Origin of the sequence: uncultured Alistipes sp., assembly GCF_963931675.1 — a bacterium.
Lineage (GTDB): Bacteria > Bacteroidota > Bacteroidia > Bacteroidales > Rikenellaceae > Alistipes.
Map to the genome: position 1 here is coordinate 2,855,681 of NZ_OZ007039.1, position 18,345 is coordinate 2,874,025.

Annotated in this window: 20 protein-coding genes; all 20 read left to right on the forward strand. The window is 55.5% G+C overall.

What is annotated here, in order from left to right:
* The first annotated feature begins 102 nt into the window (after positions 1 to 102).
* Positions 103 to 390, forward strand: a complete 288-nt coding sequence (locus ABGT65_RS12180; protein WP_346702514.1) for a hypothetical protein — start codon at positions 103 to 105, stop codon at positions 388 to 390.
* A complete protein-coding gene (locus ABGT65_RS12185; RefSeq protein WP_346702515.1) occupies positions 383 to 646 on the forward strand; it encodes a sigma factor-like helix-turn-helix DNA-binding protein in 264 nt (87 codons plus the stop codon). Before ABGT65_RS12180 ends, ABGT65_RS12185 begins: the two co-directional genes overlap by 8 nt.
* The gene (locus ABGT65_RS12190) at positions 643 to 984 is read left to right on the forward strand and encodes a hypothetical protein (protein WP_346702517.1); all 342 of its coding nucleotides are present in this window, start codon (positions 643 to 645) and stop codon (positions 982 to 984) included. The genes ABGT65_RS12185 and ABGT65_RS12190 overlap by 4 nt, the downstream gene beginning before the upstream one ends.
* On the forward strand, positions 971 to 1,351 hold the full coding sequence (locus ABGT65_RS12195) for a hypothetical protein (protein WP_346702519.1): 381 nt from the start codon (positions 971 to 973) through the stop codon (positions 1,349 to 1,351). The genes ABGT65_RS12190 and ABGT65_RS12195 overlap by 14 nt, the downstream gene beginning before the upstream one ends.
* Before the next feature lies 1 nt (position 1,352).
* Complete coding sequence (locus ABGT65_RS12200; protein WP_346702520.1) at positions 1,353 to 2,555, forward strand: terminase large subunit; 1,203 nt, start codon at positions 1,353 to 1,355, stop codon at positions 2,553 to 2,555.
* 6 nt (positions 2,556 to 2,561) lie between these two features.
* Positions 2,562 to 3,191, forward strand: a complete 630-nt coding sequence (locus ABGT65_RS12205) for a hypothetical protein (RefSeq protein ID WP_346702522.1) — start codon at positions 2,562 to 2,564, stop codon at positions 3,189 to 3,191.
* Positions 3,192 to 3,297: 106 nt separating this feature from the next.
* Positions 3,298 to 3,801 carry a hypothetical protein gene (locus ABGT65_RS12210; protein WP_346702524.1) on the forward strand — a complete coding sequence of 168 codons (504 nt, stop codon included), beginning with the start codon at positions 3,298 to 3,300 and terminating at the stop codon, positions 3,799 to 3,801.
* 48 nt (positions 3,802 to 3,849) lie between these two features.
* A complete protein-coding gene (locus ABGT65_RS12215; RefSeq protein WP_346702526.1) occupies positions 3,850 to 4,812 on the forward strand; it encodes a hypothetical protein in 963 nt (320 codons plus the stop codon).
* Entirely contained in the window at positions 4,809 to 8,093 is a 3,285-nt protein-coding gene (locus ABGT65_RS12220; RefSeq protein WP_346702528.1) for a hypothetical protein, read from the forward strand. Before ABGT65_RS12215 ends, ABGT65_RS12220 begins: the two co-directional genes overlap by 4 nt.
* A 97-nt stretch (positions 8,094 to 8,190) precedes the next feature.
* Positions 8,191 to 10,395: a hypothetical protein gene (locus ABGT65_RS12225; RefSeq protein WP_346702529.1), complete on the forward strand. Its 2,205-nt coding sequence runs from the start codon at positions 8,191 to 8,193 to the stop codon at positions 10,393 to 10,395.
* 92 nt (positions 10,396 to 10,487) lie between these two features.
* Positions 10,488 to 11,600, forward strand: coding sequence for an XkdF-like putative serine protease domain-containing protein (locus ABGT65_RS12230; RefSeq protein WP_346702531.1), 1,113 nt, complete (start codon positions 10,488 to 10,490; stop codon positions 11,598 to 11,600).
* 17 nt (positions 11,601 to 11,617) lie between these two features.
* On the forward strand, positions 11,618 to 12,712 hold the full coding sequence (locus ABGT65_RS12235) for a hypothetical protein (protein WP_346702533.1): 1,095 nt from the start codon (positions 11,618 to 11,620) through the stop codon (positions 12,710 to 12,712).
* Between the two features lie 72 nt (positions 12,713 to 12,784).
* A complete protein-coding gene (locus ABGT65_RS12240; RefSeq protein ID WP_346702535.1) occupies positions 12,785 to 13,318 on the forward strand; it encodes a hypothetical protein in 534 nt (177 codons plus the stop codon).
* Positions 13,319 to 13,368: 50 nt separating this feature from the next.
* Entirely contained in the window at positions 13,369 to 13,671 is a 303-nt protein-coding gene (locus ABGT65_RS12245; protein ID WP_346702536.1) for a hypothetical protein, read from the forward strand.
* A complete protein-coding gene (locus ABGT65_RS12250; protein WP_346702538.1) occupies positions 13,668 to 13,994 on the forward strand; it encodes a hypothetical protein in 327 nt (108 codons plus the stop codon). The genes ABGT65_RS12245 and ABGT65_RS12250 overlap by 4 nt, the downstream gene beginning before the upstream one ends.
* A complete protein-coding gene (locus ABGT65_RS12255; RefSeq protein WP_346702540.1) occupies positions 13,984 to 15,081 on the forward strand; it encodes a phage portal protein in 1,098 nt (365 codons plus the stop codon). Before ABGT65_RS12250 ends, ABGT65_RS12255 begins: the two co-directional genes overlap by 11 nt.
* On the forward strand, positions 15,056 to 15,601 hold the full coding sequence (locus ABGT65_RS12260; RefSeq protein WP_346702541.1) for a hypothetical protein: 546 nt from the start codon (positions 15,056 to 15,058) through the stop codon (positions 15,599 to 15,601). The genes ABGT65_RS12255 and ABGT65_RS12260 overlap by 26 nt, the downstream gene beginning before the upstream one ends.
* Complete coding sequence (locus ABGT65_RS12265; protein WP_346702543.1) at positions 15,598 to 16,719, forward strand: hypothetical protein; 1,122 nt, start codon at positions 15,598 to 15,600, stop codon at positions 16,717 to 16,719. Before ABGT65_RS12260 ends, ABGT65_RS12265 begins: the two co-directional genes overlap by 4 nt.
* A 10-nt stretch (positions 16,720 to 16,729) precedes the next feature.
* Positions 16,730 to 17,242, forward strand: coding sequence for a hypothetical protein (locus ABGT65_RS12270; RefSeq protein ID WP_346702545.1), 513 nt, complete (start codon positions 16,730 to 16,732; stop codon positions 17,240 to 17,242).
* Entirely contained in the window at positions 17,235 to 18,332 is a 1,098-nt protein-coding gene (locus ABGT65_RS12275) for a hypothetical protein (RefSeq protein ID WP_346702195.1), read from the forward strand. The genes ABGT65_RS12270 and ABGT65_RS12275 overlap by 8 nt, the downstream gene beginning before the upstream one ends.
* Positions 18,333 to 18,345 lie beyond the last annotated feature (13 nt).

Here is an 18,345-nt window from a genome sequence, read left to right on the forward strand (position 1 = left end):
GTGTCGGCGAACGTGGATAGTCGGTAAAATAAGAAAAAGAGGCAACCCCGAAGGATCACCCCTGCTCAAAACAAAGATAGTGATTTATTTCGGGTTTGCAACATGACGAAGCGAGAACTTATCGACAACATCGCAAGGGACGGGCTGGTCGAACGGCTGGTGGCGAACGTATGCCACCGCCGCCATCGCTCCCTCCCGGACCTCGTGCAGATGGTCTACGAGGTCCTGCTCAACTACGACGAAGAGAAGCTGATGCGCATCCACCGAAGGGGTGCGATCAACTTTTTTATTGTACGGATTATCGAGAATTTATATTTCTCACGGACGAGTCCCTATTATCGGCAGATTCGGAGATTCGCCCAGCATAGCGACATCTTGAAAGATGAATAACGATCGCCACATTCGGCTGCGGCTCCTCGATGAGGAGTACACGGCCAGCAAGGGAGTGTTCGACGATGACGACGCCCGCGTACGCCGTTGCAAGGCGGCGCTCCGAAGGTTGTCAGACTCCGACCGCCGTCTCTTCATCCTGTATGCCGACACGGGAAGTGTCCGCAAGCTGTCGCAGACTCTCGGTGTCAGCAAGTCGACGGTGCAGAACCGAGTATCCGAAATTCGTCGCAAACTTAAAAAGAGCATGAAATGAGACCATATTTTGACCTTCTCCTCCTCGCCGTTGTCATCGTCTATATCATCGACGTCAGCGGCGTAATGGAAAGTATCAAGGGCACATTATCCCGATGGCTCGGCGCCAAGGTATCCAGGATTCGCCGCCCTTTCGACTGTTCGCTCTGCATGATCTGGTGGGCGGGCATCATCTACATCATCGCCGTCGGAGAATTCTCGCTGCCCACTCTCTCGTGGGTGGCGGTTCTGTCGGCCATGTCGACCCGCATCCATCGGGCCATCCAGTTCCTGCAGGATGCGGCCGACGCATTCTTTGATTTCCTCACCTCCAAAATAAACGGTCATGGCAACGAATAAGAATCTGCGAGACATATCGAAGCTACCGCCGGAGGAGCATCGCAGGCTTTCCAGCAAGGGAGGCAAGGCGTCACAGAAGGCACTGCGCGAGTTGAAGACCATGCGCGAGTATGCCCGGGAGCTCGCAGCCATGAAGACGACGATCGTCAACCAGGACGGCACCGAGCAGGAGGTTCCCTACCTGGCTGCCGTAGTGGCCTCGCAGTACAAGCAGGCCATCGACAAGTCAGACACCCGGGCAGCGGAGTTCATCGCAACGCTCCTCGACGAGTTGAAGCAGGCGCAAGTCATTGCCCCGAGCTTTGTGATTCAGGTCGGGGATGCCAAGCTGGCCGAGGAGCTGGCGAAGGCCGTAAAGGACAAATGACATGATCACGGAAGCGACATTCTCCCGCAACTTCCGCGAGAAGTTGCTCCCGGCGTGGAACCTTCACCCCCGCTACCTGGATTCGTGCGGAGGTGCCCGATCGGGGAAGACATACTCGATTCTGCAGATGTTCGTATTGAAGGCCTTGGCCGAGGCCGCCGACGGAAGCCCGGCGAAGATCACATCCGTGGTATCGGAGACTCTTCCCCACCTGAAGCGAGGCGCCATCCGTGACTTCAAGAGCATCATGCAGAGCTGGGAGATATGGAATGACCGCCAGTGGAACCGCACCGACAACATATTTACCTTTTCCAACGGCGGCATGATAGAGTTCTTCTCGGCGGACAGCCCCGGCAAGGTTCACGGCCCGGCCCGCGACCGGCTCTTCATCAACGAGGCACAGAACGTTGACTACGAAACCGCCCGGCAACTCTTCATCCGAACCCGGGACCGCATCATCATCGACTACAACCCCGTGCGGGAGTTCTGGGTGCACGAACACATCCAGGGACGGCCCGAGTGCGTGTCGATTCATTCGACGTACAAGGACAACGATTTTTTGACTCCCGAGCAGGTAGCCGAGATCGAGAGCAACAAGGGATCGGGCAACTGGTGGCGGGTGTACGGTGAGGGCAAGATCGGGCAGGCCGAAGGCGTGATCTTCGACTTCACGCAGATCGATGCCATGCCCGAGTCGTCGGATATGGTCGAGACATACGGCATCGACTTCGGATTCACCAACGACCCGACGGTGATTGTCCACGTCAAGGTGCACACCGGGCGAAAGGAGATCTACGTCGACCAGCTCGAATACCGAACCGGAATGCTCAACCGGGACATCATCCGCACGCTCGATGCGTACAAGGTGCCGAAGCGGACGATCCCTATCTTCGCGGATGCTGCAGAGCCCAAGAGCATCGCCGAGATTGCGCAGGCCGGATTCAACTGCAAGCCGAGCTACAAGGCGACACGCAAGGCCGAGCAGATCGCCTTCATGCAGCAGTATAAAATGTTCATCACGAAGCGGAGCGTCGAGGGCATCAAGGAGGCCCGCAACTACTGCTGGGCGAAAGACAAGGACGGCCGCCCGCTGAACGAGCCGCAGGCATTCGCCGACCACTTCATGGATGCGATGCGATACGCTGCCTATTCACCCTTTGCCGACTTCCGCAAGTCGGGACACTACAAGATCATCAACAGATAGCAGACTATGATAACCAACTACAACAGCCTCACGGTAGGCAAGTATGAGGCCCTGCTTCGAGCACGGGCCGACCACGAAGGCGACACGAACGAATTGAACCTTCACGTGCTGTCGATTCTCTCGGACATGACCGTCGACCAGCTCCTCGATCTGAAGGTCCCGGAGTTCCGGGCCATGATGGACCGGGCGGGATTCCTTTGCACGGCACCCCGGCCGTCGGATGTCGCCCGGCAGTACCGGTTCGGGAATCTGACTCTCGTGCCCGTGACCGACATCCGGAAAATGGTGGCGGCTCAGTACATCGACTTTCAGAATTTCTCAAACGCCGGTGAGGGCCGACAGGCGGAACTGCTCTCCTGCTTCCTCGTGCCGAAAGGCATGAAGTATAACGACGGCTACGACATCCTCGAAGTGCAGCAGGCGATCCGGGATTTCATGCCCGTGACGGCTGCTTTGGGCTTGCTTGCTTTTTTTTTGAGAAGATTGCATCGCTCAACAATCAATACCCTGCGCTCTTCGGCAAAGAAGATGCCGAAGAACCCGCAGACGGAGGAGACGATCAAGGCGACGAACCGGTTGATCAGTTCTCTGCAAAGTGGGGCTGGATTGCCAATGTCGATGCCGTTTCTGAATTGATGCGCACGCCGTGGTCCGAGGTATGGGAAATGCCGGTCATTGAATTTCTCAACATGCTGGCATACCGCCGAGACAAAATCGAACAGAAGAAAAAAGAACATCAGGAATGGATTCGAACACATTGATCAGTTTCTCGAACCTCGCTGCCGTGCTGGCGAAATACGGCGAGGCCGTATGCGAGGCATATCGCAAGGAGCTGCGCGATATGGGCAAGGACGCATCGGGACTGCTGTCGAAGAGCGTCCGGTATATGGTCAACCGGGGCGGCACCACCTACGCCGTGGATCTGTCGTTGCAGGACTACTGGTATTATGTCGAGTATGGCCGTCGCCCGTTGAGCCGGTTTCCGCCGCTGGACAAGATTCTGCAATGGATCAAAGTCAAGCCTGTAATTCCCCGTCCGATGGACAACGGCAAGTTGCCGACGGAGAAGCAGCTCGCCTTCCTGATCGGGCGAAAGATTGCCATGGAAGGCATCAAGCCCACACCGGCACTCGACACGGCCGTGGGGCTGGCCTATGACCAGTTCATCGAAGAGATAGGCAAAGCTATCACCGCCGACCTGTCCGACGCCGTGGATGGGGCTCTCGACAGCCTCGTGACGCGATGAGCGCGGACGGAATACGAAGATTTTATATTTCCCCTAAAATACACAAGTATGGCAACACCTATATGGAAGGGATACACCGTGAGTCAGCAGACCGAAGACGATTCGCTGTCTTATATCATCAAGTGTGACGGGGCCACGATCTACACCGGAAAGGCATACAAGCGCCCGGGGGCTTCCGATATATCGTTCAACATCGGAGACGTATGCGCTCCTTTCTTGTCTTCGAACGCCAAAATAGCGACGGCTACCACGGGCTTTATGGCATCTTCCGAAATGCAGCGGACATTTGTCGTAGAGGATTTGTCCGGGACCGCTCTTGCGACCGTAGATTTCTCCAACGATTGGAGTTGCAAAGGTGCCACCCCAAACTTCGCATCGGACCCGGTACAGCGTAAAATTGACCCAAGGCAGCTTCTGCTCGCTTCGATGTATGAGGCATCCAAGGTGATTGCGCAGACGGAAGGATCGTCGCCTCAGACGCAAACACTCTACGATGGAGATCCCGCATCGGGTGTGGCCTGCGTGGACAGCCTTTCAGGAGCGACATCCGTCACGATATCCGCGAACACGACGGGTGGATCTTCGACGATGACATACGATGTAGTGAAGCCGTGCGCCAGATACGTCCTCTACTATGTCAACGCCTTCGGGGGATGGGATTCGCTTCTGACGGCAGGGAACGACAAGCGGGTCGACAACTACACCAGATCGACGTACAAGAAGGTTTACTCGCCTTCAGATCTTTCCGACCGCGGTACGGTGAATTACCGCAACGATATAAATCGGACTATATCGCTCGTTACCGACTGGCTTACCGACGAGGAATCGGCGCGGATGCACCATCTGTTCGGGTCTACGAATGTCCTGCTGCATGACTTGGTGGATAACATTATCCGTCCGGTTACGCTTACGGCTACTTCGTGGACCGAGAAGACCTTCCGAAACAACGGCGCCAAGCTCGTGAATTATCAGATCGATGTAACTATCGCGCAGGATTTCGTGAGATTATGAGACGAAAAATCAGACTATACATCGGCGATGCAGAGGCCGATCTCTCGACCGATTCACTGGTTCAGATGAACTACAAGGCCGACGACCTGAATAACCCGGCCATCGTCAAGAACAGCTATTCCCAGCAGGTGACGCTGCCGTCGACGCGCAACAACGATGCTATCTTCGGCATGATGTTCCGGGCCGACCGGAGAACTACGGCCGGAAGCGGCGGCACCGGCCCGGCTTTCAGCCCGCTGGTACGCACCCCGTTCTCGATATACGACGAGGCCGGAGAACTGCTTGAATCCGGCTACGTGAAGCTCGACAGCGTGACCGACAAGAACGGCAGTGTGTCGTATGGCGTGACGCTCTACGGTGGTCTCGGGTCGTTCTTCTACACGCTCTCGTATGACGACGAAGGCAATGAACTCACGTTGGCTGACCTCCCGCTGTTGAGCGACGACCCGGATGACAAGATCGAGTTCACGATCAACAAGGAGACCGTGGCCGAGGCGTGGGCGTCGCTTCGGGCCGGAATTGCCGGACCGTGGCAGGTCGTGAATTTCGCACCGGCTTACAACGGACTGCCGAAGGGCGACTTCAGCGCCGATGTGGGTGTCGGCAACCCCGCAAATGTAGGCGGCGAAACGTCCTACCCGGATGGGAGCAACGTATATCGCCCGATCAACAACAACGCCCTTTATGAACTTGGCGAGGAGTTCACGGAGTGGCAGACGAAGGATCTGCGGAGCTACCTGCAGCGGCCTGTGTTCTCGGTGAAGGGCATGATTGCGGCCATAGGGAGATATGCCGCATCGAAGGGTTTCACACTGAAACTCGACGATACGTTCTTCAATTATGCGAACGAGGCGTATGAGAAGGCGTGGGTAACGCTTCCGTTGCTGACAACATACGAGCGGGAAGGGATGGAAGATGATTTTACTGTTTCGGGTAGCGCCGATTCGGAACAAACCGGAATCGGCGAATACGAGGATGGTATTGTAATGAATTTAAATCCTAACAATACGAATACGGATGCTCTGGTAACTGTAACGGTAAAACCCGATATTTTTCTTTCAACAAATCCCGATGGCAATCCGTTACCCAGTTACCTCAATAAAGGGAAAGGCCCAACTTCTCAAGGGACTCTTGGCATCATGATATTTGAGCAACTGATTCTTTATGGTGCAAATAACGATATTGTGTCAGCCAGTCCTATACAAGTATACACTTCGTATGATCTTGATGAATTTGAATCCGCCGCAGATTGGGCAGACAAAGCAAATCTCCCGGGGGCAGATTATGGCTATGGCGCTAATTTGGTAGTGTGCGGGACCCTGGATCATACTACTACGCTTGCGGGTACAAGTCATGCTATCGGATCGAATTATCTTCAAGAGTTGACTGCTTCGGGGGTCGGAGTTGTGAAAGCATCTGTTAGGATATGGGTGCGAACGGTGAGCTATGTTGTTGCTGGCGGTGTTACCACTTGGACGCTTAGCGATGATGAACCAATCAAGATTCCATGGTACTCGCCTGAATATTTCGATGTTAATTCTTACGATTCGACGGTAAGTGATGGCACTCTGCATTATAAGATCGACGTCCAACTCCGCAGCGACTCGAAGATCACGCAGTCGATTATGTTGTCCGACACGATGACCCCGGCGGAATTCCTGCTGTCGTACTCCAAGACATTCGGGCTGTCGTACGCCTACGACAAGGGATCGAAGACCGTGTCGCTGCTGACCCGCAATTCGCTCTACACCGACGATGTCGTGGACATAGAGGATCGCATAGATCGGTCGAAGGAGATCAAGACCACGCCGCTGGTTTCCGAATCGAAGTGGCTCTCCTTCGCTTCGGGCGAAGCCGAAGGTGACTTCGTCGAGTTCTACCGCAATAAGTACGGCAGGGAGTATGGCGATCAGAAGGTGAATACGGGCTACGACTTCAATGCCGACACCAACGACGTACTCGAAAGCGTGGAGTTCACCGGAGGCGCCGAAGTGCTGGAAAAATCTATCTACTACAACAACATCACCAGCGGACCAACCGGACCTTCGGGTCTTAATGGACGAACGCGCATCTGCTCGACGTTCCTCAATGGGGCGGCGTCCTACAAACTCTATTTGAACGGGTCGGACAAGGACGACAGCGTGGACCTCGAAGGCATCACGCCGGATGCTACGGCCACGATCACTCCGTTCAACGTTCCGCTTCCGGCCTACGACATCATCCCGAAACTGCAATGCCACACGGACGACGGAAGCGCCACCGATGGGAAAGGCATCCTGCTCTTCTTGCGTGGCAGCATCGCGGATGACGAGGCGGCGGCAACGGCCTACGCCCGATTCATCATCACCGACGATTCGAGTGCGATGTACGATCTCAACGGCGGCCCCTGCTGGGAACTGTCGGAAGGAATCGTCGCCAGCGATATGCCGATATTCGGGCGTCACTGGATGAGCGGCAACGAGATCGAGCAGATGATGGATTTCGGCATCCCGGCCGAGATCGACATCCCCAATCTGTCGGTAAACTCCGAAGCCTCGATCTACACCCGTTACTGGAAGAACTATATCGAGGATATGTACAACGTCGATACCCGGATATGCTCGGCATACGTCGACTTTCGCGGCATCCAGGTGAGCGACGAGATGCTACGCAAATTCTTCTTTTTCGACGGGTCCGTCTGGCGGCTGAACGGCATATCGAACTACTCGCTGACGACTGTCGGAACGGTGCAATGCGAGTTTGTGAAGGTGATGGATATGAAGGCCTACACCGAAGGGCAGATTATGCCCTATGAGATGATTATCCAGTTGACGACCGATGGAAATGATCTATATGTGAAGACATCGATGCCTCTTAAAGAAGGCGAGCGAATATCTATCCTTACGCGAGGGGCTGCACGTAGCGGGAGAATGGATATTACTCTTGGGAAAAGAGTTTACAAACGATCATCCCGCAGATGGCATATCAGCAACTCCCAATTCATCGTGTCTGATAATGGTAGAATATCCGTACCGGCGGAAGGCGAAGCCAATAACTATCGTTGGCGTATAGATGATGACGTAAAAACAGGAATTCAATATCTGCACATCAGAAAGGCCAATTGGTCGACCGGGTTTGGTTATAAGATCACCGGTGATACAGATCGCGCCGTTACGTTCGCAGTTGCAGTGGTATCCGGAAAGAATTCATACGCGAAGGAGGTTTCGAACCGATGCTACTTCGAATCAAGGGCCCACATCCGAAATGGAGAGCTCACCCAGGAGTTCGTAGTGACGAAATAGAACCCCGCTCGCCGAAGCAAAGCGGGGCAATCCAACGTGGAAGATAACTCCAACGCAATAGCAAAGATAGGCGTTTTTTGTAAAAAACCAAAAAATAATGGCAGAAGAGATCAAACGAGTGATCGAGGTGGATGCGACATCCAGCTCGAAAACCATCCGGGAACTCCGCGAGGAGATCGAGAAGCTGAAAAAGACCCTCTCCGAGTTGACGGCAGGGACCAAGGAGTTTGCCGAGGCGCAGGCCCGAATGTCGCAGGCGCAGGAGGAGGTCAACCAGGCGATGGAGATCAGCGCCAAAAACGAGGATGCGCAGGTCAAGAGTATGCAGGAGCTGCGGGCGATCATCGACGAGAACACGGGGTCGTTCGGCTTCCTCGTGGCCCGGATGCAGGAGTTGAAGGCAGGCATCGACGCCACCAATGCCCGGATCAAGCAAATCACCAAGGATTACGATGAGGGCCGGATGGCCGTCGACGACTACAACCAGGAGCTGCAGGAGAACCTGGAAGAGTTGCAGAAACTCCGCACGGAGCAGGGCGATGTCCGCTCCTCGCTGAACGCCTCGACAAAGGCCCTGCTTGCGGCCAAGGGATCCTACACCGAGATGTCGCAGACGCTGGGCCAGCTCCGCAATGCCTACCGGCAGTTGAGCAAGGAGCAGCGGGAGGGCGCCGTCGGCACCGAAATGCTGGGGCAGATCAAACTGCTCGATGCGGAGTTGAAAGAGGTCGACGCATCGATGGGTAACTTCCAGCGGTCGGTGGGAAGTTATGAAGAGGCTCTTCGAGCAGTATTGCCAGAAGAGGCATCTCAAATTGTTACTCTTGGCAAAATGGTAGATAAAAGCGGAGGGGTTTCAGCCGCTTTTAATATCATGACATCGGCAGTAGGAAGAATGACAAAGGCGGCCATCGCCTTCATAGCTACGCCACTGGGTATGGTGTTGACGGCTCTTGCTGCCGCCGCAGGAGTCGCCTTTGCGCTGTTCAATGCCCGTAACAAGGAGATCGAGAAGCAGGCCGATGAAAGCGCCAAGGCATTGGAGAGACAGAAGGAGCAGATGGACCGGCTGTCGGCAGATATTGACTACACGATCCGCCTCCTCCGGGTGCAAGGTAAGGAAACCGAGGCCAATGCGATGCAGATGCAGAAGTATGAGGATGCCGTCACCGCATCGAAAAACGCTCTCGAATCCTTCCAGGCGGAATATGAGCAGATGTCAAAGCGTGAAAAGCGGGCGAATGAGGAGAATTTGAAAACGCTCCAGGAACGGTATAATGCCGCCAGGGATGCTCTCGAAGGCTACCAACAAGATCTCGATGTCGCTTATGCCGCAGAGGTCACCGCCGAGCGGAAGAAAAACGCCGAACTTGCGGAGGAGCAGCGCAAGGCCGCCGCAGAGAAGCAGCGCATCGCCGAAGAGACGAACGCTGCCATCCGTGAGGCCAACGCCGCATTCCGGGATGAAACGGCCTTGATGCAGGCCGAGCAGGGCGCGGGAACGCAGAGCGGAGATCTCGCCCTGGCGCAGGAACAGTTCCGGCAGGAGTTGGCCGCCTTTGAGGCGATGGTCGACGAGAAGCAGATCGCCGAAGAACTGGCGATGGAAAGGCGGAAGGTAATGCTCGAACAATTCGGGCAGGAGATCGCCGAGATTCAGGCCAAGTATCTGAAGCAGGAGAACGACCAACTTATCAAAGCGCTCGACGAGGAGATGGCTGCCGAGTTCGAGGTAGACAAGAAAAGGATAAATCAGGAACTTGCCAATAATAAAAAAAGAGAGCAGAACGCAGAGGATTTACTCAAGCACAGGAGGATGATCACCCAGCAGACAGGAGCACTTCTGCAGGCGGGGGCGCAGCTGGCTGGAGAGAGCACGGCGGTAGGTAAAGCGATGGCAGTTGCAGCGGCAACCATATCGACTTATCAGACCGCACAAGCTGCCTACCAGGCGGCATTTATGCCGGTGCCCACATTCGCCAGCCCAGCATTGGGCGTCATCAACATGGCGGCGGCCATTGCCACGGGGTTGGCAAACATCAAGAGTATCCTTTCTGTCGATTCGTCCGGTGGTACCGGTTACGGGTCGTCCAGCTCCTCCGGGGCTGCGGTCAGCACTCCGACGATCGTCACACCTCCGGCCGTGGTGCAGGAGGTCGCAACGGTGCGCTCGCTCACCGGAGCCAGCGAGGAGGAACGGCTCAATCAGATGGCCAGCGACCAGCGTGTCTACCTGGTCTATGCGGACGTCGAGCAGGCCGGGAGGCGGGTGCAGGTCCAGCAGTCGGAGACGAGTTTCTAACAGCCCGGATGACGGGTTAAGGTCGCAGGAAACTGCGGCCTTTTTTTGTGCCCTGTTGGACAGAAAACGGGCAATGAATATTTCCCGGTAGAATGGCAACTTTGAATCGAAATATACCCTTCTACTGGGCAGAATTGAGCGACAACGAGGACGGCATGGTGTGCGTATCTCTTGTCGACGATCCGGCCGTTGATCGCAACTTCATGGCATTCTCGGCCGAGAAGAAGATCCCCGTGTGCGCTATCTCCGACGAGGAGAAGCGACTCGTGCGCGGTGTTCTCATGCGTGCCGACTTCCCGATCTATCGCGTAGCCCCCACCGGTGAGGAGTTCTACATCATCTTCTCGGCTCCTACGATTCGCCGCATGACCGAGCGGTTTCTCGAACAGGGGAACCAGGGCAACGTCAACACAATGCACATCCCCGGATCCGACGTCGAGGGGGTCAACCTCGTGCAGCTCTTCATCAAGGACAAATCGGCCGGCATCGACCCTGCGGACTTCGAGGACGTGGAGGACGGCAGCCTCTTCGGCGAGTACCATGTGACCAATGATGCCGTGTGGTCGGACATCAAGGCCGGGAAGTTCAAAGGCTTCTCCATTGAGGGGATCTTCTCTGTGTCCAAGGATTCACATCAGTTCAACAAACAACAAATAAACGAAATGGCAAGACTCGAAAAACTCAAAACTCGGCTGGCGAAGCTCCTGGCCGAGTTCGGCGTCGTATCCACCGACAAAGGCGCGCTCTACTGGGACGGCGACGAGGACCTGAAGGCCGGAGACATGGTGCACAAGGAGTCCGAAAGCGGCGAGCGCAGCGCGGCTCCCGATGGCCAGTACACCACGGAGGACGGCAAGACCATCGTCGTCGTGGACGGCAGGGTGTCGGAGATCGTCGACCCGAAGGCAGAGGTTGACGGGGCAGGCGAGACTGATCCCGCAGGCAGCACCGAACCGACGCCCCCGGAAGACGACCCTTCGCCCCGTGACGCCGAAATGCAGGAGATCCGCAAGGATCTCTCCGACATCCGCGACATGCTCGAAAAGCTCATGGGCGCGATCGAATCCACCAAATCCGACTTGAAGGCCATGAAGCAGGCCCCGGCCGCTTCGTCGGCACACGAGGAGTTCAAGAACCTCACCCCCGGCAAGACCGGAGATTCGCGGCTCGATCACCTGGCCGCAGTCGTAGGCGCAAAAAAGTAACCAAAAACGCAGACAATATGGCAACGAACAACATCATTGCAACGTCGCTCCCCGAGTACGTGGAGCAGAACAAACTGCCGCTGATCAACATGGTTGTATTCGGCGGCCGCACCATCGGTATGATGACCAAGCAGACAGGTATCAAGACCAAGGCAGCCATCAACTACCTGGATACCGACCCGGTATTCCAGGAGGGACAGGGCTGCGGATTCACGGCACAGGGTACCGCAACGCTTACCCAGCGCGAGATCGAGACGGGTCTCATCAAGGTGAACATGGACTTCTGTCCCGATACGCTGTTGGGCAAGTGGGCCGAGTACCTCGTGCGCATCGGAGCCAACAGCGAGGAGCTGCCCTTCGAACAGTATCTCATCGAGAACATCATCAGCCACATCAACGCAAAGATGGAGAAGGCCGTATGGCAGGGCGACACTTCGTCCGGAGATAACGACCTGAAGCACTTCGACGGGTTGATCAAGATCGCCACCAACGAATCGGACGTCATCGACGTGAGCGTGGCTTCAGGAGCATCAGCCTATGATGCCATCAAGCAGGTGTACATGGCTATTCCCGAGGAACTCCTCGACAAGCAGGTGTACATCTTCGTTGCTCCGGCGATCTTCCGCGCCTTCACGCAGGAGATGGTAGCCAAGAACTACTATCACTATGCCGGCCCGCAGAACGAGAACCCGCAGGAGTTTATCTTCCCCGGCACGAACGTCCGCGTAACCTCTGCGGCCGGACTGACCGGAACCCGCTACCTCTTCGCGTCGACACTCGACAACCTCTTCTACGGCTGCGACGTGGAAGGCGATAAGGAGGAGGTGAAACTCTGGTTCTCGGACGACGACGACGTCTTCAAGCTCAAGGTGCGGTGGAATGCCGGTACGCAGGTCGCATTTCCCGACCGGGTTGTACTCGGCACCATGGCAGCCGATCCCGTGGAGCCGACGGCGCTGAAGGTTGCAGTCGAAGGTACCGTGACTACCGAGGCGGCCGAGGCAGCTGAGGCGGCTGAGGCGGCCGTGACTACCGAGGCGGCCGAGGCAGCTGAGGCGGCTGAGGCGGCCGTGACTACCGAGGTGGCCAAAACGGCCGATGTCGGAGCGTAATCCACACAAAACAGGATTTATTAACCGAGCGGGGCGGGTATAACGCCCGCCCTGTTCATAAAGCACAAATACATGGCTTGTTCTCAAACTTATAACGGGATTCCTTATGATTGCAGCTCCTCGATGGGCGGCATCCGGGAAGTATACATTGCCAACCATGACGATGTTACGGAAAAGACCGTATCTGAAGACATGATCACGGCGATCACCATGGCGGAAGGCGGCGAACCGAGTGCGACGAAGAAATTCAAGACCTACAGTTTCCGTAAAGGCACCGCGTCGATGACTTCGACGCTCAATGTCGACGCTGCAAATGGCGTGAACTACGTCTCCACGGACCTCGTTCTGCAGTTCGGGAAGATGGAAACGGCGAAACGGGTAGAGATCGCCAACCTCGCCATCGGTGAAGTAGACGTCATCGTTAAGGATGCCAATGGGAAATATTGGTATCTGGGATACGACGAGCCTGTGACAGCCAGTGCCGGAGAGGGCTCAACGGGTACCGCGGCGACGGACGCGAATCGTTACCAGATCACCTTGCAGGACCAGTCGCAGACTTTCCCATACGAGGTCGACCCCGAGATCATCGAAGGCCTCATTGACTGACATTCGGAACGCACCCCTTCGGGGGTGCGATTCCTTAAAACACCGTAATCATGAAACTGACGCAGAATGAACTGGAAATCGTCGGCCGTTGGGAGAAGAACCTCCGTACCGCGATCCGGGCGAAATATCTCCGCCATGTGGGGCGGGCGGCCATTGAGACCATGGTGCCCATCTACGAGCGGGCGACGGGGTATCGGATTCGAGTGAACTGCAACTGCGGAGCCTGCGTTCTTGACTTCCTGCAGCGGATGGGCGCTGTCTACTTCGCGGATCTCGAAGAGATGGAGGCGGCCAAAAACACACAACCGGAAACCGAGGTGCCCAAACGCCGATCGAAAAAGAGAAAACAATGATATACGCCAAGCAGACATCCGATGCCCAGACGCTATACATCCCGCGCAACGTGTTCATGACGCAGGCCGGGGTGTTCGTCCTCTCCGTGAAGAATACGGTGGGGCTCGATCGTATGGGTATCAAGCCGGACGGCGTTGTGCTCGGCCCGCTGTACTACGAGGTGGCCGTGTCGTTCCCGGATGGCATGACTGAGGGCGAATACGAGTACGAACTCACGCAGGGAGGGTGTCTGATGGCTTCTGGCCTTATGATTGTGGGTAATTACGACGAGCCGAGGTCTGAATTTGCTCAATCAATTCAATACAAGCAGTATGGCAGATGAAGAGAAGAAAATATCGCTGTCCTTCGCAGCTCTGAACCCGTACATCGAACAGTCGATCATCTCACCCAAGGAGGAGAAGTATCCCGGCCGGGAGTTCATCCAGTGGGGTGACCGTAACGCGTATCCTGACTACCTCGAAGACCTTTGCGAGAATGTAGCATCCCTGCAGAGCATCATCGACGGATCGGCCGACTATGTATGCGGCGAGCGGGTCAACGTGTCGAGGGCTCTGCAAGGGCAGTACATGAACCGGAAGAACCAGACAGCCGACGATCTGGTCAGAGAATTGGCCGTCTCGTTCTTCACCTACGGCGGATTCGCCGTGCAGGTGATCCGCAGCCAAAGCGGAGATATTGTCGAACTGTATGCCATGGACATGAAGAATCTGCGATGTGACAAGGATAACGAGGTATTCTACTACTCGGAAACATGGAATCGTCGTTTCTCTATGGTCAAGACGATAGTGTATCCGAAGTTCATCCCGGATGCGCGCGGCATACCGTCATCTGTGCTGTTCGTCAAGAACACGGCATACCACACCTACCCGCGGCCCAAGTATGCCGCCTGCCTCAAAGCCTGCGAGATCGAGAGAAGCATCGACGAATACCACCTGAACTCCATCAACAACGGATTCATGGGATCTGTTCTTGTGAATTTCAATAACGGAACCCCCACAGACGAGGAGCAGGAGGAGATCGAGAAGGGTATCAACGAGAAGTTTGCCGGGAAAAGCAATGCAGGGCGAATCGTTATCGCCTACAATGACACGAAGGATAACGCCACGACGATCGAGAACATCGACGTGCCCGATTACGGTGACCGCTACGACTCCCTCGCCAAACGCAGCCGTCAGCAGATCTTCACGGCCTTCCGGGCCAACCCGAATCTGTTCGGCATCCCGACGGAGAACCTGGGATTCTCGCAGGAGGAGTATGACGCCGCCTTCAGACTCTACAACCGGACGCAAATCATGCCTGTACAGAAGCTCATATGCAGATCCATCGGCAAAATCTTCGGCGACCAGAACTATATGAAGATCGAACCTTTTACACTTGCGCAAAATGGCAGAAGTTCTACTGACATCTGAGGAGTTCGTGAAGAGCATCTCGAACATCAGCGACAACCTCGCCGGGAAGTATATGCTGCCGGCTATTCGCGAGGCGCAGGAGATCAACCTCCGGGAGATCCTCGGCGATGCCCTCACGGACAAGCTGAAGAAGATCGTGGAATTAGGTCAGACGAATAACCCCGAGAATGCGATATACAAGGAGTTGATAGAGGTATCGCAGTATTTCCTCGCTTATCAGACGATCTCTGGCCTGCCCTACAAGGTAGGCTACAAGATCGGTAACATCGGCGTGGCGAAGACTACCGACACCAACGTGCAGGGAAGCACTCTTGCCGAGATCTCGAACATCCAGAACTACTACCAGAGCAAGGCGGATTTTTATGCGGCAAAAATTCAGCGTTTCGCGCTTGAAAACTACACGCAGCTCCCCGAACTCACGCAGAACGACTGCTACCATATTCGAAAGAACCTTCACAGCTCCGCAACGTGCAGCATCTGGCTGGGCGGCGCGCGTGGCAAAATATACGGAAAGAAATGACGCTCGAAGAAACAATCCGCACGCTTGAAGCCGTCGCCCTGCAACAGCAGAGCGTGGCCATGGTCATCGACAACGACATCTTCAAGCTCAACACCATCCCCAATGCCAAATATGCGGTGTTCGCCTACACGCAGGGCGAGCATCTGACCAGCGTGAGCGGGGATTTGGCAACATATAGGCTCACCCTGTTCTATGTCGACCGCCTGCTGGCCGACAAGAGCAATCAGACGCAGATCCAAAGCACGGGGACGCAGGTGCTCCGCAATATCATGACGATGATGTCGGAATTGGACTTCCAGGTCGACAATATGCCGATTCAGCCCTTCACTCAGCAGTTCGTAGACGAATGCGCCGGAGTGTACTGCGCCGTGTCTATCGGAGCCGCCAATGGCTGCGAATGTATGCCGGGATTTACGGAGGTTCTCCGCAAGCTGAATGCGGCGACCGATAAGGCCAATGAGGCGGCAGACCGCGCAAATGCCCTTGCCGACAACCCTCCCAAAATCGTGCTCAACGATCAAGGCTATTTCTGGGCGTTCTACGACGAGGACACGAAGCAGTATGTGGTTTCGGAATATCCGGCTCGTGGCGAGAAGGGTGACACTGGCGACCCTGGCGCGGATGCCGCAATCACGGGTGCCACGGCATCGGTAGGCACGGGCGTCGGCAATCCTGCGGTCAACGTCACGACGGGAGGGACTCCACAGGCCCGAACGTTCGACTTCGCGTTCGACGGCCTTACACCGGACATCACGGCGGATGCGCAGGGCGTGATCTACTCCAACGGCAAGCAGGTTACGGACGTCATCAAGGAGGCGGTAGGGCTGGCCACGACGGCCACGAAGGACGCCAACGACGCCGCAGACCGAGCGAACGAACTGGCGGACAATCCTCCGAAGATCGTGGAGGTCGACGGCGTGAGATATTGGGCCTTCTGGGACGATGATACCCAGAAGTATGTCACGTCGGGGTACCGGGCGGATGGTGTGCCGCTCTATGCCTCGTTCTACGTCGACCCGGAGACGATGGACCTCTTCGCGGTCTATCCGGAGGGCTACGGAGACGGGCCTACGTTCTCGCTCAATAACGGCGACCTTTCAGTAACGATTAACGAATAAAGACAAAGATATGGCAACAACGAATCTCGGCCGGGTCGGCCTTGTCAACCAAGGGGTTTACAGCGCCTCGGAAACATACTCGAAAAACGACTTCGTGAGCGACGGTAACAACTCGCTCTACTTCTCGCTTCAGGACAACAACACGGGGCATGCCTTGAGCGAATCGGCGTGGTGGTTCAAGTTCTTCGACGGGACGGCGGCCAACACGGCGGCGGCAGCGCAGGCAGCAACGGATGCCGCAGCGGCGGCGGCTCTTGTCGAGCAGCAGGTGGAGGGCGCGACTCCTTCTCTCGACGTTGCGGAGAATACCTTGTATCTCTGCGGAGAACTGACGTCGCTGACGCTAACGAGCATACCGACGTCGACGAAACTCTCCATCATCCGCTTCACGTCGGGCGATACGGCCACGCAGTTTGCATACCCCGAAGGCACGAGCATCACGGGCTGGAGCCAGCCGCAGGCAAATACGAACTACAGCCTTTTCATCTGGGAGGGCGCGATAACCATGATCTACGATGAATAGCTTCTACGAATATTTCGCCGCACAACAGAAGATGGCCGCCTACCGGCAGGCCAAGCGGATGCAGCGCGGGGTGAAGTTGGGGGAGAACCAAGCACCTTCGATGGCGACGAAGTTTACAACAGCGCCGCTACAAATAGGAACGGGAGATTTCTCGGTGGAGTTCTATGGTAACTCATACGGGTCCGACGCGAATCTTGGTTATCCTTTTATCTCATACGCTGATGGTATCGCTTTGAATAGAAAATTCAGTGCTATTGCGCGACCAGGGACAAACGGCGTTGCGCTTCTGCCATTTGGAGAATCTACATTTAGGCCATCCTATGTGGTAGAGGATGCTGACGCTTTATTTCACATGGTCGTAACGAGATCAGGAACTGACGTCGCTCTGTATATTGATGGTAGTAAAGTGAATGATTTTGCCACGGATTCCATTGTTGATTTTGGTACTATGGATTTCCTGATAGCCAACAGCCAAAATGTAGGCTTCGTTCGTGTCTGGAACTACGCCCTCTCTGCAGACGACGTTACCGCACATTATAACAACGGCGACCCGATGGGGTATGTCGTGCCGAAGGCGATGCGGGACTTGTCTCCTATTCAAATAACTGGCGTAAATACATATACATGGACAGGCCCTGAAGATGTAACAGAGTTTCGTGTAACATCTTCCCCTCGATTGCAATACTTACACAAATATCGAGTGAATATAAGTGTGTCCGATTATCAATCAGGTACTCCATATTTATATGCAGGCTCTGTTGTTAACATTCCTGCTTCTAACGGGACGTATGACGTTGAGTTAGAAGTATCCGATGCTCAGTATATTTACGTTACAATGTACGGTGGGAGCCCTGGTTCTGATCGCCGCCTGACTCTCACCGTCAACAGCATCACTCCCGTCGGCCTTCTCGCGGAATACTTGCCGCAGAATCTGATGTACGGACGGGACGACAAGACGATCGCAACCTCCTGGCTCGACAGCGCGAAGCAGCTGCCGCTGTCGGACGAGTATATGGAGCCGCTCTTTCAGTCGATCGGCGGATACGACATGGCGGCCAACGGTGTGCCGGAAATACTCTACCACGAATAACCAAAAGCAATCA